The sequence below is a fragment of the Methylophilus medardicus genome (assembly GCF_006363955.1).
Classification (GTDB): domain Bacteria; phylum Pseudomonadota; class Gammaproteobacteria; order Burkholderiales; family Methylophilaceae; genus Methylophilus; species Methylophilus medardensis.
Genome location: NZ_CP040948.1, coordinates 933,039 through 950,772 on the forward strand (window position 1 = coordinate 933,039; position 17,734 = coordinate 950,772).

Consider the following 17,734-nt stretch of genomic DNA (forward strand, 5'->3'; position numbering starts at 1 on the left):
CATGGCATGTTAAGTGATATCGAAATCGCCCAAGCGGCTACACTCGCGCCGATTGCGGCAGTGGCTGGCAAGCTCGGCTTGTCGGCGGATGACTTGCATGCCCATGGCCATTACATGGCTAAATTGACGCAGGCAACTGTCAACCGACTGCATGCGCAGCCCGCGCGAGCCAAGTTGATTCTAGTCACAGCCATTAATCCGACGCCCGCTGGCGAAGGCAAAACCACCACTACCATTGGTCTCACCGATGCGCTGAATCAGGCAGGTTATGCCGCGCTGGCTTGTTTGCGCGAGCCTTCCTTAGGGCCAGTGTTTGGCATGAAAGGCGGGGCGACTGGTGGTGGGTATGCGCAGGTGGTGCCGATGGAGAATATCAATCTGCACTTTACCGGTGACTTTCACGCCATCACGGCAGCCAATAATTTATTAGCGGCGCTCATTGATAATCATATTTACCACGGCAATGCGCTGGCATTTGACCAAGTGAGTTGGCGCCGATGCATGGATATGAACGATCGCGCCTTGCGACGACTGACCCTTGAAAACCACACGCATACTGGGTTCGACATCACGGTCGCCAGTGAAGTGATGGCCATTTTCTGTCTGGCGACCGATTTGGCAGATTTAACGCGCCGGCTGGGACGGATTCAGATTGCGGTCTCTACCCACGGCCAGCCAATTTATGCCAGCGATTTACAAGCCGAAGGCGCCATGACCGCCTTACTCAAGGAGGCGTTTCAACCCAATCTGGTGCAAACGCTGGGTGGATCGCCAGCCCTGTTGCATGGTGGTCCGTTTGCCAACATTGCGCACGGCTGTAACTCGCTGGTCGCCACGCAAACCGCCATGCGCTTGGCCGATTATGTAGTCACTGAGGCCGGTTTTGGTGCGGACTTAGGCGCTGAAAAGTTTCTCGATATCAAGTGCCGGCAATCGGGTTTGCGGCCTGACGTGGCCGTGATTGTCGCGACGGTACGCGCATTGAAATATCATGGCGGTGTCGAGGTCGCAGATTTAAATGCTGAAAACTTGTCTGCCTTGGCCAGCGGTGTTGCCAACCTTGAGAAACATATCACAAACTTGCAGAGCCATTTTGGCTTGCCAGTGGTGGTTGCACTCAACCACTTTACGGCTGACACGGCGGCCGAAGTTGCTTTGGTGCAAGCGGCGGTTGAGGCTTTGGGTGTTCGCTTACATGTCTGTCGTCATTGGGCTGAGGGCGGGGCAGGTGCGTTGGCGTTGGCGCACACCGTGGCCATGCAAGCACAACAAGCTGCGGCGGTGAAGTTACTGTATGCGGATGATTTGCCGCTCGTTGATAAACTCACTACCATCGCGCAAGCCATGTATGGTGCCAGTCAGGTGACGCTCAGTGCGTTGGCCCAAACGCAGTTGAGCCAAATGGGCGAAGCCAGTCGTGGCTTAGCGGTGTGTGTGGCTAAAACACAATATTCTTTGTCTTGTGACGCCAAGTTGCGAAATGTACCCAAGCAGCATGTCTTGCATGTGCGTGAATTGCGACTGTCGCGCGGCGCCGGTTTTGTGGTGGCGATTTGTGGCGACATCATGACCATGCCGGGCCTGCCCAAACAGCCCGCCAGTGCGCGCATCGGGGTGGATGCTGATGGTAGAATCACGGGACTTTCCTGAAACGCTTGCGATGCAAACTTTTAGTCAACTCGGCCAAGCCGATCAAACCATTAATAAATCCCGATTCATTGCGCGGGCCAAGCGTTGCGAGGATGAGCGTGAACTGGCTTTATTTTTACGTCAGTTTGCCAGCGAACATCAAACGGCCGGACATTTGGCGTACGCCTTTCGCCTCAAAACCGTGGACGGCATCGTAGCCCGTTTCTCTGATGCCGGCGAGCCAACGGGCACCGCAGGCAAACCGATCATGCAAATGTTAGATGGGCAAGGTTACGTCAATTGTTGTGTCGCGGTCGTGCGCTATTATGGCGGGATCAACCTTGGGACCGGCGGCTTGGTGCGCGCTTATGGCGGCACGGCCAAACAGGCGATGGAGCAAGCAGGCAGCCTGCCTTTCATTGAAATGGTGCAGCTCAAAGTATCCACCAGTTACAAACGGGTCGATGAGCTCACGCGTGAAGTGCAAAAGTGTCATGGTGAGATTCTCGATAAGCATTTTGATGAAGGCGTCCATTTTTTACTCAAACTACCGATTGATGCCGCCCGGCTGATTCAAGCCAAATTTTAACGTGTTGTTGACCAGACCCTCATGAACCGGAGCCAGTGGTGACCCCAACCCAACGATTTGATACAGCAACTTTCCTCCTAATGGCGGTCCTGATGTGGCTGGTGCTACAAGTGCAATTGTTGCCCGCGCTGCTGGTAGGCTTGCTGGTGTTTGAGTTAATTCACGTCATTTCACCGTTAATTGCACGTAAATTGCCAGGAAAATACGCTAAGTGGCTAGCAGTGGTGCTGATTGCTACCTTGGTGATTGGTCTGCTGGTGTCGTTGGGGATGGGCATCGTCACCCTGATTAGAAGTGATGCTGGCGGGTTGGCGGTGTTGTTCGACCAATTGGCTAAAATTATTGAAGATTCTCGTAAGGTCTTACCCCCATGGTTGAATGCGCGCTTGCCAGACGATGCGATTACGCTGCAACAGACGGTAATTGATTGGTTGCGTGCGCACTCTGCCGATTGGCAATTGCTTGGTAAAGAAGCCGGTCATCATTTGGCCCATATTTTGATTGGGATGGTGATCGGCGCCATGATTGCGTTGCATGATGTACAAACCAAGGTCAACCATCAACCTTTTGCCCAGAGCTTGCTGCATCGTATTACCTTGTTTTCTCAAGCGTTTAAAAATATTGTGTTTGCTCAAGTGAAAATTTCAGCGGTGAATGCAGCGCTGACGGCGGTCTATCTGACAGTGATTTTGCCGTTATGCGGCGTACATCTGCCGTTTACCAAAACCATGATCGCCATCACGTTTCTGGTTGGCTTATTGCCAGTGATCGGCAACTTGATCTCGAACACCGTCATTGTGATTGTCAGCACCAGTCATTCATTTATGATCGCCATGGGTTCACTGGCGTTTTTAATCGTGATTCACAAATTAGAATATTTTCTGAATGCGCGCATTGTCGGGGGGCAAATCCGTGCTTATGCTTGGGAGTTATTGTTGGCCATGCTCCTGATGGAGGCGACGTTTGGGCTACCTGGTATCGTCGCGGCGCCTGTCTACTATGCCTACCTCAAAAGTGAGTGTCGTGAACGAGGCTGGGTGTAGCGCGGACCGCGAAAAAGAGGGTTGGACGCGGCCAACCCTTTCTCGCGGCACGCTAACATTTATTTCAATTGATATAAGCGGTTTTCTAGGGTTTTGCCGCCGCTAATATTGTCAATTTGATCACCGCTGACCATACTTAACTGCGCGACTCTGTCATCCGGGTGCGGATGTGTTTTAAACAACAAGGCCATACTGCTGTCTTGGTTGCTAATGGTTTCCATGTCTTGCAAGACTTCCGCTAGACCATAGGCTTCGTAGCCGGCGCGCGCTGCCAGCACCGTTCCCATGCTGTCCGCTTCAAACTCAGCACTTTTATCCAGATTGCGCGCACTGATCTCAGCACCGGTTGAAACTGCGCGTTGTGTCAGGGTGTTTTTGCTGATTTTTTCTTTGAGAAAAGCACCACCGGCATCTAGCAGCGCTTGTTTCTGCATGACTTTTAAGTGGTGTTTTTGCACGACGTGGGCAATTTCATGCCCGAGCACGCCCGCCAGTTGCGCCTCGCTGGTCAAGCGCTGATAGAGCCCTTTGGTGATGAGTATATAGCCACCTGGCGCGGCAAACGCATTTACATCGGTGCTTTCAATCACGCCGAACCGCCATGGTAATTCAGCGCGCTCGGATTGGCTGGCTACCCAGCGCCCAACTTTATTGACATATCGCTGCAATTGGGGATCATTCACCAGCGGCGCTGCGCCCAGAATGGTGCCGGTGACGTTTCTACCCACCGCGATTTCCTCTTCTTGGCTAGGATTTTTCCAGTTGATGTTAGCGAGTTTGTCTTGGGCAGTGCCGGTGTTCTGTGGCGTTGCCGAGGCGGGCGCTGCTTCAGCTTTGCGACCATTGCCGAGTTGCGCATCCACAGCATCCTTTAGCGCACCTTTGAAATCCAACCCAGCGGCAGGTTGCCAACTCAATCCGCTGATCAAAGCTACGGTGACGGCTTGTTTGATATAGCGTCTCATTGTGCGGCTCCCGTAAAATAGGGATATGAGCGACTGGTGAGCCCGCCGCTGCTAGCAAACTGTTTGGCCTCGTCCGCATTGGCGGTGTAGCTTTCTAGTTTTTTGGTTTCGGTCTCATTGAATTGCGCGGTTTTAAGATCCTCTGCACTCAGGCCACGGATGCCGGTGGTAGACACCACTTTGCCAGTGCCACTGCGCCCAGTGGCGACGCCCACCACGCCGGCCACATCTGTGCCGCCTGCGTTATTGCGTTTAACCGTCAATAACCTGACCCAGCCGCTTTTACCCGCGGATTTGATTTCTAACCAAGCGCCTTTTTTATTGAGGATTTCAACGCTGTCGTTTTTATTTACGCGGCCAACGACCTTCGCATCATTAAACGTATCCGCACGTAGTTGGTCGGCCTTGAGTACCAAGCCGGTTTCAGCCGCGCTCGTCTGCGCGCTGGCGAGCAACGTCAGCAGGCAAAATAAGGTTTTTTTGATCATGCATCCTTCTCCAAAAGGTTGTGATGTTGGGCGACAGTATTGTCTAGCGTTGCCATTTCAAGCTGTATCAGCGCTTGTGCAAATAGCAAGCGCCATTGTGCGGCAAGTGACGAGGTTTGGTTGGCAATACGACCTTGATGCAAGGCATCCCGCACGACCGGGCTACCCGGTAACTGCAGTTGATCAATGCGCTGTTGCAATTGTGCCGACAGTTGCAATGCATCTTGTCGCGCAGCCTCGCGGTAAGTGGTTTCAGGCGCATATTGCCAGCTCACCATGACCATCTCGCCAAACAATCCCCAAATGCCACTTTGGGTGCCAGTGAGGATATCAATCTGCGTAGGGGCCTGACAAGCCTGTTCAATCTCGCGTCGAATGCGCTTCATCACGGCGTCGCCCAAGGTTTCACTGCTTTCAATAGCAATCGGCATGATCAAAACTTCTAATTCCGCACTGTCCGCGGTGAGGCCAAAAGCCAGCCAGCGTTGCAGTGCGCGGTCGGTTGCCAATGCATATATTTTGGCTACCCCAAAATACGCCACCGCCCAAAAAATGGGCGCCGCCAAATCGAGATAGGTGTGCAACAGATTGATGGCGAGGTAAGACAACACCAACAAACCAATTTGGCTGCCAGTAAAGATGCCATTAAAGCGATCACGGTCAAGCTTAAAATAAAACGCCAGCGTCGTCAGCCATACCAGTAACAAGCTCAGCAAGATGTAGGGTAGTTTGCCACGCCACACTTTGAGGTAATCCTGATGTAAGGCATTGTCTAGCGCGGTGGCCAGTATCTCAACCCCCGGAAACTGTTTGTCCATTGCCGTAGGCTTGATGTCAAAAAGAGCGGGTGCGGTAGATCCAATAATGACAATCTTGTCTTTAAACATGGCTTTGCCAAGTTTGGGATGCGCGCTGGTGAGGTCGGTATACACATCACTAAAACTCACATAGTGATAAGTGAACGGTTTGCCGCGCCAGTTAAGCAACATTTCATCCGGTGTGTCTTGGCTGATGGGGTTCTGCGCATTGGCAATCACCAGCGGCAGGGCGGGCAGCGTCCAGCCACGGTCTTGGTGACGCATGCGGTATTGCCGAACCACCCCATCATTATCCGGATATACATTATGCGTCCCAAGGTGGCCCGCTTTCCAAGCGCCTTTAAAGTAGGGCGGAATCGCGGCAAACGTCGCCTGACGATCGGCATCGGCGGCGGCAACCAGCCCGGGGATGTGTGCATATTGGAGTTGGCTCTGGCGATCTTGACTCTCGTCCAGCCGCAGCAACGGAAAAAAACAATGCTGGCAATCGCTGATCACCGTATTAAAGTAGCTGTCACTATCTGGGTTATAAATATCGGCATCTGAAAACACAATATCAAACACAATCGCTGCGGGTTGTTGCTGTTGAATTGCTTCAACCAGCTCGCCGACCACCTGACGCGGCCATGGCCAACGGCCATACTCTTTGCTCATGGCCGCAAGACTGGCTTCGTTGATATCGATAATTACAATTTGCGGGTCAGCACTCGGTTTGAATATGCGGTTTTTGACCATCAGGTCAAAGGCTTTATCTCGCATGTTTTGACCGACATGAAACACGCCGGCATCCAGCAGAATCACCAGGCTGAACAATAGCGCCAGATACAGATAGAAATTATTTTTTAATTTTCGGGTCAGGCTCGCTAGCCAAAAGCCCAGCATTAATTTGAGTTTTAACATATCGCTCCCAGCGGATCTGTCTTGGATTGTTGTCTAGGGTTTCATCCTGTTAGCGCACGTGCTACCAAGGCGGCTGGCAGTCGACAGGATCATTGACCCAAACGGGTCATTGAGACCCTTTTACATCCTGCGTATTCTAGCCACATCACAAGGACGCAACGATATTCAGGTGCATAAATCTTAACATTCTTTTGCTGGGATTTTTGCGGTTGATGTTGGTCAGTATCTTGGATGCTGATGTGTGATTGTGTTGTGTTTTCAAGTTTAAAGTCTCTTTATAGCCCCGCCTACGCGGGGTTTTTCTTTTTTACGCCGTGCGGTTTTTCATCCCTCGCGCAAGCGGCGTAGTCATGACCGTCACATAAGCTTCATGCCGGAGAAAACTTTCTGACATACAGTTCTTCAACAATACTCAAGGTAACACAGCGTTTAGGCACGGTGTTTGAACGCAGTAAGCAATATGGTCAGTGACTATCAGAGAGGATTTACAAAATGAAACTTAAACCTTGGCTAATGGCCGGTTTGCTGAGCAGCACAGCCATGCTGTCGCCTGCCCAAGCGGCAGAATTGATTCAAAATGGCGGCTTTGAATCGCAAGGCGTCGACGCTTATGACATCACCGGTTGGCAGGTGGCGGAGCAGGGAGTCGCGGGCAGTGTATTAGCACAGAGCGGCACGGTGACAGAATTCACGGCGAGCACGACCGTGGGGGCTTATGCCGGTAACTATTACGGTTTGTTGGACAACTATGGCTTGGCATCGAATGTGCTGTATCAATCGTTTAGTACTGCGGCTGTCAGTCAGGCCACCTTGTCTTTCCAGATGTTTATCAATAACCAAAACGCCAGCACCGACATTGATGCCGCTGGCCTCGATTATAGCGTCGACGCGACAGACCATCCCAACCAGCATGTGCGCGTAGATGTGCTTAAAGCCGGCGCGGATCCATTTTCTGTGAACAGCGCCGATGTGCTGCAAACCTTATATCTAGGTGGTGCGAATGGCAATCTGACAGCAAATAATTATATTAACTATCAGTTCGACTTGTCTTCAAGCTTGGCCAGTGGTGGCAGCTTTGTGTTGCGCTTTGCCACGGTTGCTAATCAGAACGCATTGCAACTCGGTATTGATAATGTCAGCCTGCAAAGTGTATCCGCAGTGCCTGAGGCTGACACCAATGCCCTGATGCTGGCGGGCTTGGGAATCATTGCCGCCGTGATCCGCCGTCGCTATTCATAAATTACAATATCAAAAGCTTATAAAGGAAATGACCATGCAATTATTTAACTTGAAACGCACCACGATGGCCGTCATGTTGTTGGGCTCACAACTGCTGACTGGCATGGTGCACGCTGAAGATGCACAGTTCTGGCTCAACGATGGCGCAGCCAGCCTGAATGACAGCAAAAAACTGGTGCCAAATGCTAAAAAAGCCAAAAACGTGATTTTGTTCGTGGGCGATGGCATGGGGATTTCTACCGTCACTGGCGCGCGCATTTTTGAAGGTCAACTCAAAGGCATTGATGGCGAGCGTCATAAGCTGTCGTTTGAGTCATTTCCCTATGTGGCTTTGTCCAAGACTTACTCTACCAACCAGCAAACGGCTGACTCGGCACCGACCATGACAGCGATGATTGCTGGGGTTAAAACCAACGACGGTATCTTATCGCTGAACCAATCTGTGGCGCGTAATGAGGCGAATCCTGCGGTGTTGAATGCCAATAAAGTCACCACCTTATTAGAGCAAGCGGAGCAGTCAGGTAAATCGACGGGCGTGGTGTCTACCGCGCGGATCACCCACGCGACGCCAGCCGCGACCTATGCCCATATTTCCAATCGTGATTGGGAAGCCAATGCGAACTTATCCGCGGCGGCCGCCAGCAATGGCGTGAAGGATATTGCGGCACAGATGATTGATAACTTTGGTAACGGCAAAATCGGTGATGGCATTGATGTGGTTTTCGGCGGTGGTCGTAGCTATTTTCTGCCAAACAGCATCACGGATATCGAAGGCACCAAAGGTCGCCGTACCGATGGTCGCAACCTGACGCAAGAATACGTCAGCAAGTTTGGTGGTGTGTACATTGAGAACCAGAATGCATTTAATGCGCTCAATCCGGTCACCACCAATAAAGTGCTGGGTCTGTTCAATCCTTCTCACATGGAATATGAACAAGACCGTCCAAACGACATTGCCGGTGAACCTTCCTTAGCGGAGATGACGGGCAAAGCGATTGATATCTTGAAGAAAAACCAGAATGGTTATTTTCTGATGGTGGAGGGTGGTCGTATCGATCATGCTTCGCATGCGGGTAACGCCTATCGTACTTTTAAGGATACGGTTGCTTTGTCTGATGCAGTGCGCGAGGCGGCTTCTAAGGTGAACTTGAACGATACGCTGATTATCGTGACAGCAGACCATAGCCATACCTTGACCATCGGTGGTTATCCAAAACGTGGCAACCCGATTCTGGGTAAAGTCGTCGAGCCAGGCAAAACAACCCCTACTTTGGCAGCCGATGGCAAGCCTTACACCACAGTGAGCTTTGCCAACGGCCCTGGATATCATACTAACTCTCCTGGCGATGCGGTATACAGTGAGGCGATTGCTGCTGGACGTGTTGTGGATATGTCTGCGGTAGATACCGAAGACCCGGATTTCCATCAAGAAGCGTTGGTGCCTTTGAGTTCAGAGACCCACGCGGGTGAAGAGGTCGCAATCTACGCGATCGGCCCTAAAGCCTATCTGGTGCATGGCGTGCAGGAACAAAGCTACATTTATCAAGTCATGAAAGATGCTTTTGGTTTTTAAGTTGCGCGAAGCGCTGAAATAAGATGTGATTGCAGGGCAGCCTTGGCTGCCCTGATCCCTTTGAGTTGAATGGAAACAAAATGAAATTTAAACAAATGGCTTTGGGCCTCGCGCTTTCCTTAAGCTGGCTAAGCGGTGATGCGCTGGCGGACGCGTTAGTCAACGCCCGTTATGAGACGGTGCAGTGTGCCTCCCCTTGTCGCGCGGAAGAGGCAAAGCGTGTGCAGTGGTGGTTGATGCGTGAAGCCGATCAGGTAGAAATACGCACTTTGTATCAAAATGGCGAGCCGGCACATCACAGCAGTTTGTGGCTGAAAAAACCAGCGGGACAGTTTAATTATGTTTACCTCATGCACGGTGAGCGGCGTGCGATTGATTACGCCGATGTCGATTTGAAGTTGCTGAATATCAAAACAGATCCTCAGTTTTGGCAAATGAAATCCCAGTTGGTGACAGACAGCGAACTGGCCAGCCTGCAGCCAGTGCCTGCGGCATCTAGTAGCGCCTATGGCTACCCGGTAGAAAAGTATATCGGCACACTGGGCAATGGGATTCAGAGCGAAGTCTGGTGGATTCCAGCATTAAAATTACCTTTGAAAGTGGCCTACACCTACCCAAATCATACCGTGAGCATTCAGTTGCAGTCGCTGCAACCTGCACTACAATCGACCCAGCCGATCGAAATCGCGCCGGCGACGTCACTGGCAGCGCTCAGCGCTTACCAGCATGTGGATTATGCGGATTTGGGCGATATGGAGCATAACCCCTCAGAGATGCAATGGCTGGCCAAAGCGCATGGCGCGCCAGGTTTGCATGCCCATACCCACTAACTCATCCCTTTAATTGCCCCTCGCATCGTCGCAGTGATTTTGCGCTGCGTCGATGTGTCACGCACGGTCATCGGCTATAATGCTGGCATGACCTTACAACTGATTCAGTGTTTTCTTTTATTGATCGTGATCGCCATGTTGGTCTGGCAGTGGCGCACGCAGCAACACACCGCACAACAGGCGCTCGCACAATTACTCTCACAGCAACTTGAAGAAAAACATCGCTTGATGATGAGTGAGATGCACCAGTCACTTAATCAGCTGGCGGATCGCTTGCAACATCTCAATACCGACCAGCAAGACCGGTTACGTGCGCAATTGTCGCAAGAGCTCACTGCAACACGAGAAGCCATGCAAGCCCTTCAGGTCGCTCAACGTGATCATTTGAGCCAGAGTGGCGAGCAGTTAAGTTTGAGTTTGCGTCAAGGCCTGTCTGAACAGGGCATGTTGCAGCAAAATCTGCTCAAAACGGCCTTGCAAACCACCACCCAAACCTTAACACAAAGCATTGAGTCACTGACGAAAGTCGTCGATGCCCGCTTGGAGGAGATGAGTGGCAAGGTGTCTATCCGCTTGGAAGAAGGCTTCAAAAAAACCAATGAAACCTTTGTAAGTGTCATGGAGCGACTGGCTACCATTGATGAGGCGCAAAAGAAAATTGATGGCCTCAGCGTGAATATGGTGAGCTTGCAAGAGCTACTGGGCGATAAACGCAGCCGCGGCGCCTACGGTGAAGTGCAACTTGAGGGCTTGGTGCGCAATGTGTTGCCCGCCAACAGCTTTGCGATGCAACATACCTTGAGTAATGGCGCACGCGTCGATTGCGCCTTGTTTTTGCCTGAGCCAACTGGCACGGTGGCGGTGGATAGCAAGTTTCCACTAGAGAACTATCACCGCATGATTGATAGCAGTTTGGGTGAGATTGTGCAGGCGCAAGCGTCAAAATTGTTCAAAGCCGATATCAAAAAGCATGTCGACGATATCAGTAATAAATACATCATAGCCAACGAAACCTCCGACGGCGCGGTCATGTTTATTCCGGCCGAAGCCGTGTTTGCCGAGATTCATGCTTACCATGGGGATATCGTGGATTACGCCATGCAAAAGCGCGTCTGGCTGGTGTCGCCAACGACACTGATGGCCGTGCTCAATACCGCGCGCGCAGTGCTTAAAGACGTTGAAATGCGTAAGCAGGTGCATATCATTAAAGATGAATTGGGCAAACTGAGTAAAGATTTTGACCGTTTTGATACCCGTATGAAGAAACTGGCCGATAATATCCGCCAGGCCCACGAAAATGCGCAGGACGTGCATATTAGTAGCCAAAAAATCTCACGCCGCTTTGCGCAAATTGAAAAAGTAGAATTGGCACAAACCACCAGCCTTGAACCACTCGATATGCTGGAGGAGTTAGATGACATTGAAAAGAGTAGCCCAACATGAAGATCACCATTTTGTATTTTGCCCGCATTAAAGAGGTGGTCAATTACTCCTCGGAAAGTGTCGAGTTGCCCGAAAACATTACATCGATTATCGCCCTTAAATCTTGGTTGTGTGACCGTGGCGAGACCTGGCAAAAGTTGTTTGATGGCCGCGGCGTCGTGCGCGCAGCCATTAATCACGAGTTAGTCGATGACATGGCCACCTTTGATGAAGGCGATGAAGTTGCTTTTTTCCCGCCGGTAACCGGGGGCTAGCTTGAGCGAGACCATGTATCTTCAAGTGTCGGTGCAGGCGGAGGATTTTGACCTCGGTGCTGAGTTGCAACAGCTCAAGGCGGCGACACCGCAAGCAGGTGCCTTGGTGAATTTTGTGGGCTTGGTCCGTGAGTTGGCTGCCGATGGTCAGCTCAGTGAAATGGTGATCGAACATTATCCCGGCATGACCGAAAAAGCCTTGCATCAGATTGCGCAAACTGCCAGCCAACGCTGGCCATTACTGGGTGTGCGCATGATTCATCGTGTAGGCACACTCTCAGGTCAGGCGCAGATTGTGCTTGTGGCGACTACCAGTTTGCACCGGCAAGCGGCATTTGAAGCTTGTGCATTTATGATGGATTATTTAAAAACCGAGGCTCCGTTTTGGAAAAAAGAAATCGGTGATTTTGGACAGCATTGGGTAGAGGCCCGGGCGTCCGACGAACAAGCAAAACAACAGTGGAAATTGCCTAAATGATCCAAGTACTCAATCCTGATGAAATGACCGTTTCTTATAAACTGTCACCCATGTCGTTTGAATCCACCGAAACATTACTCGATGCTGCGGATCTCGGATTGAATGATTATGGCTGGAAATTACAACCTGAAGCGCAAAAAACCCTAATGATGGGGCTGTCGTTACAGCATGCAGGCGCCAATGTGTTGGTGCTGGGTACGCCAGGTTCTGGCCGCGCTGCCTTGACCATGGCGGCAATGAAGGCCGCTGCCATAAGTGGTCTCGACACCACATTAACAGACCTGGTGGCACTGTATGATTTTAGTCAGCAATCTTGTGCGAATTACATCAAGTTGCCCGCCGGCTTGGGTGCTCAGCTACGCACCTTGATGGAGTCGTTTATCAAGGGGCTGGTCGCTGAAATGCAGCAATGGATTGATAGTAGCGGCCAAGTGAATTTATCTCAGGCAGAAACCTGGCTAGAAACGCGGATTGACGGGTTGCGCTCACAACTTAGCAGCGCCAAGTTGTCGCCTTTTTTTAATATCATTAAACCAGAGGTGCTCGCCTATTTGCAGGCTTGGCAGCAGGTGGGGACTGATGGCGATAGTGGCTCCGATAGCTTGGTCAATGATAGTTTTTTGTCACGCTTCCGCGTTAATTTATTGGTGGATCAGCGTGCGAATCTCACGGCTGGTGTGAAACAGCCAGTGGTTGAAGAGAAAGATCCAGGGTTTGCCGCTTTGTTTGGCATGCTGGAAACGGCGGTAGGCGAAGCGGCACAATGGCCAGAGTTTTTGCGCTTGCGGGCTGGCAGCTTGCATCATGCCGATGGTGGTATGTTGCTACTTCATTTGCGCGACCTGATGCAAGATGAGGGCAATGGGAGTGCTTTACTCGAAAAGCTTTACCGACTGATGCGTAACCGCGAGGTGCAAATTGAAGATTGGTCGAATCACGCGCAGCAAGGCGCTGGTGGCAACCGTCATGGCGCCTTGCCGTTGCATGTGAAGATCATCATGATTGCCAGCCGCGAAGATTATTACGATTGCTTAGAGGCACAGCCAGATTTCTTTGATTTTTTTCCGATTAAAGTAGAGTTCGAGGACCGCGTGACCGCTAACTTGGACAACTATGCTTGGATAGCGGGCTATATTGCGCGCAAGTGCCAGCAGCAAGCGCTCGCGCATTTTAGTGGGGCTGCCGTGAATGTGCTGCTGCAATTCATGCATAGATTAGAAGAGGATCAAGGGCGTATTAGCACCCGATTCGCACATTTGGATCAGTTAATGCATGAGAGTGCAGCCGTGGCGGATGCCGCACGTTTAATTACCGATGTGCATGTGAAACAAGCCTTGTCTGCGCGCTTGCTGCGTCAACAGTTTTTTGAAACCCAAATTCGCGATTCGATCATCGATAATGAATTACTGATTCAGGTGCATGGCGATGTTGTTGGCCAAGTCAACGGCTTAACCCATATCGAGTTAGGGGACGCCAGTTTTGGCTCACCGATCCGCATTACGGCCCGCTGTTATCCCGGGCGCAGCGGCGTGATAAATATCGACCGTGAAGTCAACATGAGCGGCCCCACACACGACAAGGGCATTTATATTTTGCAAAACTGGCTGAGTGCCAGTTTTTGGGCGCTCGCGCCCTTGAGTTTAAGTGCCTCGTTGGTGTTTGAACAAGAATACAACGGGGTGGAGGGGGATTCAGCCTCTTGTGCAGAGCTATTTGCACTGTTGTCTGCACTGACAGGGTTGCCGATCAAGCAGGGGATTGCGGTCACGGGGGCGCTTAACCAGTTTGGTGAAGTGATGCCGATTGGTGGCATTAACGAGAAGATAGAAGGCTATTTTCGCGTCTGTGAAGCCCTTGGTCTGAATGGCGAGCAAGGCGTGATTATCCCCAAACGTAACCAGCGGCATCTGGTTTTGCATGAAAGCGTGGTCGCCGCGGTCAATAATGGGATGTTCAAGATTATTGCCATTGACCATGTGCTCGAAGGCATTGCTCACTTGACTGGCTGCGAAGCTGGGGTGCAAGACACCGATGGTACCTATGCAGGCGACAGCTTGATGGCACGCGCGCAAAGCGCGCTGGCCAGTTATCGGCATACCCTGGAGCGTAATCAGGCACGCATGGCGTATTTTCAACAACACCAAGACAATCCACTCAACCTCTAACTTATGCCACGTACGCATCATCGCAAACAAGAAGCGCCAGCTGAAAAAGAGGACGGCTGCCGTCTCGATAAGTGGTTGTGGGCGGCCCGTTTTTTTAAAACCCGTAGTTTAGCAGCGGATGCGGTTGACGCAGGCAAGGTGCGTATTGACGGCGATCGCGCCAAAAATGCGCGTGAAATGAAGCCGGGGATGCGTGTCAGCATCAAAAATAAAGATATGCAGATGGAGGTCGAGGTGCTGGCACTGAGCAATGTGCGTCGTGGGGCGCCTGAGGCAGCGCTGTTATATCGTGAGACAGAACAAAGCCAACGCCTACGCCAGCAGGCGCAAGCGGGCGGGGCCGATCAGTTTGCTGAACGTGATCGAGGCATGGGCCGACCGACTAAGCGGCAAATGCGTGACATTCAGCGTTTTACCGGCCGCGAATAAGCACTTAACTCGGGCGACGTGCGCCTGCAGGCATGCCGGTTTTTGCCACGGCCTGCGCGCGGCATGAAACATCCAACTTTTGGAAAATGCGCTTGAGATGGTTTTTTACCGTGTTGGCACTAATATTTAAAATCATGCCAATTTCAAAATTGGTTTTACCACTGCGCACCCAATGGAGTATTTCTTGCTCTCGGTCAGAGAGTCCGCCTTGCGCCATACTATCCAGCAGGTCTTCGTCTTTGATGACAGGCGTTAAATGACCGACGCGGCGGATAGCGGCATCGAGATGCGGCATGATCATACCTAACATCTGATCGGGCACGCTAAACTCTTTGGTGCGATCAAAGAACACATAAATACAATCCGCCTTACCGCGCGTATCGCGAACGCCATAGACAAGCAATGAGTGCATTTTTAATAGTTGCTGGGTGAATGGATTCGGCGATTGTGCATGAATGCCGCTGCCGTCAAATCGGTTGACCACATACCACTTGTCATCATTTTCGACCCAGCGCTTGTAAAGATTGCACATGAGGTAATTCACGATGGCCGAATCTTGCAATAGGCGTTGGGTTGATGCTTCCGGCAGTGCCGATGACACATCAAAATGCAGTTCACCACTGCTAAAGTCGCCCCAGGCGGCCAATAGCACATCGTGTCTCATCAATGGATGAATATCTTGTTTCAGCCAATGAAAGAACTCAACGTGCCGTTTAATGGCATAAGAGTTCTGTATTGCCTGCAAGATGCCTTCCCAGGGTGCTTGTTTTTTTTGTACCAGCATGCAGTATCCTCAAGTTGTTCTAGGCAGGAGGGAATTTCCCTGCGTTATCTTCATGGTCTCAAGGGATTTACGGCGTCATTTTTGGGTTCTTTAATATAGAGATGAATTGCCCTTTTGAAAATCAGGCTGCGTCGTATGTAAAGTTGTGGTTTTGTGGGATTTTTCCTTTTAAAACAGTGTCATAATGTTTGAAACGGGTGATAGTAAAAAATGGTATTCATTTGACAATCGGATGATTGGAACTGTATGGGAATGTTAAATAAGTTGCCGGATGGGGTGCGCTACCCTAGTCACAAAGAATGGCAACTGTTGAAAAAGCTACCGAAATGGCTACTGCTCGGTAGTCTCGTGTTTGCCACGCCGGTATTGTATGCATGGTGGCAACATGGCGATTTGCTGACGCATGACGTACCGCGAACCGCAATGTTTTTGGGCTTTTTGTTCACCTTCTGGTTTTTTATCGGCGTGCTGATGATCGGTCTGATTGTGATTATCATCATGAAAGGGCCCGGCTATGTGTCAGACCCTTATTATTTACCCAAAGAAGATAAAAGCTTGGAGAATCCCCCCAAACGCTAATAAGTGCTTGATGATAGTACTAAAAACAATATATAATCGCGTGCTTTGCAACCTTGCCACACTTCGTTTTACCCTGAAGGTGGCTATTAACCACAAGGAAATCTCATGCGACACTATGAAATCGTGTTTATTGTTCACCCTGACCAGAGTGAACAAGTGCCAGCAATGATCGAGCGTTACCGCGCTCAAATCACTGGCAATGGCGGCAACATCCACCGTTTAGAAGACTGGGGCCGTCGTCAACTTGCCTACCCAATTCAAAAAGTACACAAAGCACACTATGTTTTAATGAACATCGAGTGTAGCCAAGAAGTGCTGGAAGAAATGGAGCACGGCTTCAAATTCAACGATGCTGTATTACGTCACCTGACAATCGCGACTAAAACAGCAGTCACAGCACCAAGCCCAATGATGAAAGAGGAAAAAGCCAAAACCATCGTTGGTGACGCACCAGTAGCGCCTGCTGAGGCAGCTGCTTAAGTGTTGTGAATACGCTGGTGATCACGGCCACTATTCAGTCCATCGAATCGTTACGTTATACACCGGCAGGCTTACCCTTGTTGCGCTTGCAATTGCAACATGATTCAGAACAAAGCGAAGCTGGAATGAATCGTAAGGTGCAGTGTTTATTACCCGCGATGTTGATTGGTGAAAAAGCCAATTTACCATTGCAAAGCGGCGATCAGATCAAAGTAAAAGGGTTTTTAGCGCAGCGCAGTGCAAAGAGCACACATGTGGTACTGCACATACAAGAATTGCAGCGCATACAGCATTAAAAAATATTGAAGGAGTTTCAAATGGCAAGAGATATGTACAAACGCCGCCGTTACTGCCGTTTTAGCGCAGAAGGCATCAAAGAAGTGGATTACAAAGACGTGGATCTGTTGAAAGATTTCGTTTCAGAAAACTTCAAAATCATCCCAGCCCGTATGACTGGTACCAAGGCTAAATATCAACGTCAACTGACGACCGCGGTAAAACGCGCACGTTTCCTGGCGCTGATGCCTTACACAGACAAACACCCAGGTTAATCGGCGGCTTAGGAGAATAATATGCAAGTGATTTTATTGGAAAAAGTAGCAAACCTAGGTTCTCTGGGTGACGTGGTGAAAGTCAAAGACGGTTACGGCCGTAACTTTTTGATTCCACAAGGCAAAGCGAAACGTGCCACTGAAGCAAACAAAGCAGTATTTGCTGCACAACGCGCCGAGTTGGAAAAACAACAAGCTGACTTGTTGGCCGTTGCACAAGCGCGCGGCGAAAAATTGGCTGGTTTTGCATTGACCGTTACTCAAAAAGCGGGTGTGGATGGCCGTCTGTTTGGTTCCGTGACCAACATGGACATCGCTGAAGGCCTGCAAGCGCAAGGTCATGAAGTGAAAAAAGCCGATGTGCGTCTGCCAAACGGCCCACTGAAAAACATCGGTGAGTTTACTGTGAGCGTTGCGCTGCACCACGACGTGGTTGTAGACATCACTGTCACAGTGTCACCAGAAGCTTAATATAGACGCACCGGCAGCTTGCCGGT

20 protein-coding genes are annotated in these 17,734 nt (G+C 50.7%); 16 read left to right on the forward strand and 4 right to left on the reverse strand.

Annotation, left to right across the window (positions count from 1 at the left end):
• Positions 1-6 precede the first annotated feature (6 nt).
• The 3 genes from FIT99_RS04635 (at position 7) to FIT99_RS04645 (ending at position 3,261) form a co-directional block, all read left to right on the forward strand.
• Positions 7-1,650 carry a formate--tetrahydrofolate ligase gene (locus tag FIT99_RS04635; RefSeq protein WP_140003222.1) on the forward strand — a complete coding sequence of 548 codons (1,644 nt, stop codon included), beginning with the start codon at positions 7-9 and terminating at the stop codon, positions 1,648-1,650.
• A gap of 10 nt (positions 1,651-1,660) precedes the next feature.
• A complete protein-coding gene (locus tag FIT99_RS04640) occupies positions 1,661-2,218 on the forward strand; it encodes an IMPACT family protein (protein WP_140004644.1) in 558 nt (185 codons plus the stop codon).
• A gap of 92 nt (positions 2,219-2,310) precedes the next feature.
• Positions 2,311-3,261: an AI-2E family transporter gene (locus FIT99_RS04645; protein WP_223261285.1), complete on the forward strand. Its 951-nt coding sequence runs from the start codon at positions 2,311-2,313 to the stop codon at positions 3,259-3,261.
• A gap of 59 nt (positions 3,262-3,320) precedes the next feature.
• Here the strand turns inward: FIT99_RS04645 and FIT99_RS04650 are convergent, their stop codons facing one another.
• Genes FIT99_RS04650 through FIT99_RS04660 form a run of 3 tightly spaced genes read right to left on the reverse strand, consistent with a single transcriptional unit; the run spans position 3,321 to position 6,432 of the window.
• Positions 3,321-4,226, reverse strand: coding sequence for a M48 family metalloprotease (locus FIT99_RS04650; RefSeq protein ID WP_140003224.1), 906 nt, complete (start codon positions 4,224-4,226; stop codon positions 3,321-3,323).
• On the reverse strand, positions 4,223-4,714 hold the full coding sequence (locus FIT99_RS04655; protein ID WP_140003225.1) for an SH3 domain-containing protein: 492 nt from the start codon (positions 4,712-4,714) through the stop codon (positions 4,223-4,225). Before FIT99_RS04655 ends, FIT99_RS04650 begins: the two co-directional genes overlap by 4 nt.
• Positions 4,711-6,432: a CHASE2 domain-containing protein gene (locus tag FIT99_RS04660; protein ID WP_140003226.1), complete on the reverse strand. Its 1,722-nt coding sequence runs from the start codon at positions 6,430-6,432 to the stop codon at positions 4,711-4,713. Before FIT99_RS04660 ends, FIT99_RS04655 begins: the two co-directional genes overlap by 4 nt.
• A 492-nt stretch (positions 6,433-6,924) precedes the next feature.
• Between FIT99_RS04660 and FIT99_RS04665 the strand changes: the two genes are divergently transcribed.
• The 8 genes from FIT99_RS04665 to FIT99_RS04700 all read left to right on the forward strand — a co-directional run bounded on the left by FIT99_RS04665 (position 6,925) and on the right by FIT99_RS04700 (position 14,843).
• Positions 6,925-7,671, forward strand: coding sequence for a PEP-CTERM sorting domain-containing protein (locus FIT99_RS04665; protein WP_223261286.1), 747 nt, complete (start codon positions 6,925-6,927; stop codon positions 7,669-7,671).
• Positions 7,672-7,705: 34 nt separating this feature from the next.
• The gene (locus FIT99_RS04670) at positions 7,706-9,244 is read left to right on the forward strand and encodes an alkaline phosphatase (protein WP_140003227.1); all 1,539 of its coding nucleotides are present in this window, start codon (positions 7,706-7,708) and stop codon (positions 9,242-9,244) included.
• 80 nt (positions 9,245-9,324) lie between these two features.
• On the forward strand, positions 9,325-10,074 hold the full coding sequence (locus tag FIT99_RS04675) for a hypothetical protein (RefSeq protein ID WP_140003228.1): 750 nt from the start codon (positions 9,325-9,327) through the stop codon (positions 10,072-10,074).
• Between the two features lie 87 nt (positions 10,075-10,161).
• Positions 10,162-11,517 carry a DNA recombination protein RmuC gene (rmuC, locus tag FIT99_RS04680; protein WP_189524785.1) on the forward strand — a complete coding sequence of 452 codons (1,356 nt, stop codon included), beginning with the start codon at positions 10,162-10,164 and terminating at the stop codon, positions 11,515-11,517.
• Complete coding sequence (moaD, locus tag FIT99_RS04685; RefSeq protein WP_140003229.1) at positions 11,514-11,771, forward strand: molybdopterin converting factor subunit 1; 258 nt, start codon at positions 11,514-11,516, stop codon at positions 11,769-11,771. The genes rmuC and moaD overlap by 4 nt, the downstream gene beginning before the upstream one ends.
• A 13-nt stretch (positions 11,772-11,784) precedes the next feature.
• A complete protein-coding gene (locus FIT99_RS04690) occupies positions 11,785-12,249 on the forward strand; it encodes a molybdenum cofactor biosynthesis protein MoaE (RefSeq protein ID WP_140003230.1) in 465 nt (154 codons plus the stop codon).
• Positions 12,246-14,414: a Lon protease family protein gene (locus FIT99_RS04695; protein WP_140003231.1), complete on the forward strand. Its 2,169-nt coding sequence runs from the start codon at positions 12,246-12,248 to the stop codon at positions 14,412-14,414. Before FIT99_RS04690 ends, FIT99_RS04695 begins: the two co-directional genes overlap by 4 nt.
• A 3-nt stretch (positions 14,415-14,417) precedes the next feature.
• The gene (locus tag FIT99_RS04700) at positions 14,418-14,843 is read left to right on the forward strand and encodes an RNA-binding S4 domain-containing protein (protein WP_140003232.1); all 426 of its coding nucleotides are present in this window, start codon (positions 14,418-14,420) and stop codon (positions 14,841-14,843) included.
• 4 nt (positions 14,844-14,847) lie between these two features.
• Here the strand turns inward: FIT99_RS04700 and epsA are convergent, their stop codons facing one another.
• The gene (gene epsA, locus FIT99_RS04705) at positions 14,848-15,627 is read right to left on the reverse strand and encodes an XrtB/PEP-CTERM-associated transcriptional regulator EpsA (protein ID WP_140003233.1); all 780 of its coding nucleotides are present in this window, start codon (positions 15,625-15,627) and stop codon (positions 14,848-14,850) included.
• Between the two features lie 246 nt (positions 15,628-15,873).
• Here epsA and FIT99_RS04710 point away from each other — a divergent pair, with 246 nt between their 5' ends.
• From FIT99_RS04710 to rplI, 5 genes are all read left to right on the forward strand, one after another.
• Positions 15,874-16,206, forward strand: a complete 333-nt coding sequence (locus FIT99_RS04710; RefSeq protein ID WP_140003234.1) for a hypothetical protein — start codon at positions 15,874-15,876, stop codon at positions 16,204-16,206.
• A gap of 105 nt (positions 16,207-16,311) precedes the next feature.
• Positions 16,312-16,686, forward strand: coding sequence for a 30S ribosomal protein S6 (gene rpsF, locus FIT99_RS04715; RefSeq protein ID WP_140003235.1), 375 nt, complete (start codon positions 16,312-16,314; stop codon positions 16,684-16,686).
• Between the two features lie 5 nt (positions 16,687-16,691).
• Positions 16,692-16,982: a primosomal replication protein N gene (priB, locus tag FIT99_RS04720; RefSeq protein WP_140003236.1), complete on the forward strand. Its 291-nt coding sequence runs from the start codon at positions 16,692-16,694 to the stop codon at positions 16,980-16,982.
• Between the two features lie 21 nt (positions 16,983-17,003).
• Entirely contained in the window at positions 17,004-17,237 is a 234-nt protein-coding gene (gene rpsR, locus FIT99_RS04725) for a 30S ribosomal protein S18 (protein WP_024929836.1), read from the forward strand.
• Positions 17,238-17,258: 21 nt separating this feature from the next.
• A complete protein-coding gene (gene rplI / locus FIT99_RS04730) occupies positions 17,259-17,708 on the forward strand; it encodes a 50S ribosomal protein L9 (protein WP_140003237.1) in 450 nt (149 codons plus the stop codon).
• Positions 17,709-17,734 lie beyond the last annotated feature (26 nt).

Coding starts and splice junctions, on each gene's coding strand:
- FIT99_RS04635 (WP_140003222.1), top strand. CDS start 7: ATGTTAAGTGATATCGAAATCGCCCAAGCGGCTACACTCGCGCCGATT.
- FIT99_RS04640 (WP_140004644.1), top strand. CDS start 1,661: ATGCAAACTTTTAGTCAACTCGGCCAAGCCGATCAAACCATTAATAAA.
- FIT99_RS04645 (WP_223261285.1), top strand. CDS start 2,311: ATGTGGCTGGTGCTACAAGTGCAATTGTTGCCCGCGCTGCTGGTAGGC.
- FIT99_RS04650 (WP_140003224.1), bottom strand. CDS start 4,226: ATGAGACGCTATATCAAACAAGCCGTCACCGTAGCTTTGATCAGCGGA.
- FIT99_RS04655 (WP_140003225.1), bottom strand. CDS start 4,714: ATGATCAAAAAAACCTTATTTTGCCTGCTGACGTTGCTCGCCAGCGCG.
- FIT99_RS04660 (WP_140003226.1), bottom strand. CDS start 6,432: ATGTTAAAACTCAAATTAATGCTGGGCTTTTGGCTAGCGAGCCTGACC.
- FIT99_RS04665 (WP_223261286.1), top strand. CDS start 6,925: ATGAAACTTAAACCTTGGCTAATGGCCGGTTTGCTGAGCAGCACAGCC.
- FIT99_RS04670 (WP_140003227.1), top strand. CDS start 7,706: ATGCAATTATTTAACTTGAAACGCACCACGATGGCCGTCATGTTGTTG.
- FIT99_RS04675 (WP_140003228.1), top strand. CDS start 9,325: ATGAAATTTAAACAAATGGCTTTGGGCCTCGCGCTTTCCTTAAGCTGG.
- rmuC (WP_189524785.1), top strand. CDS start 10,162: ATGACCTTACAACTGATTCAGTGTTTTCTTTTATTGATCGTGATCGCC.
- moaD (WP_140003229.1), top strand. CDS start 11,514: ATGAAGATCACCATTTTGTATTTTGCCCGCATTAAAGAGGTGGTCAAT.
- FIT99_RS04690 (WP_140003230.1), top strand. CDS start 11,785: ATGTATCTTCAAGTGTCGGTGCAGGCGGAGGATTTTGACCTCGGTGCT.
- FIT99_RS04695 (WP_140003231.1), top strand. CDS start 12,246: ATGATCCAAGTACTCAATCCTGATGAAATGACCGTTTCTTATAAACTG.
- FIT99_RS04700 (WP_140003232.1), top strand. CDS start 14,418: ATGCCACGTACGCATCATCGCAAACAAGAAGCGCCAGCTGAAAAAGAG.
- epsA (WP_140003233.1), bottom strand. CDS start 15,627: ATGCTGGTACAAAAAAAACAAGCACCCTGGGAAGGCATCTTGCAGGCA.
- FIT99_RS04710 (WP_140003234.1), top strand. CDS start 15,874: ATGGGAATGTTAAATAAGTTGCCGGATGGGGTGCGCTACCCTAGTCAC.
- rpsF (WP_140003235.1), top strand. CDS start 16,312: ATGCGACACTATGAAATCGTGTTTATTGTTCACCCTGACCAGAGTGAA.
- rpsR (WP_024929836.1), top strand. CDS start 17,004: ATGGCAAGAGATATGTACAAACGCCGCCGTTACTGCCGTTTTAGCGCA.
- rplI (WP_140003237.1), top strand. CDS start 17,259: ATGCAAGTGATTTTATTGGAAAAAGTAGCAAACCTAGGTTCTCTGGGT.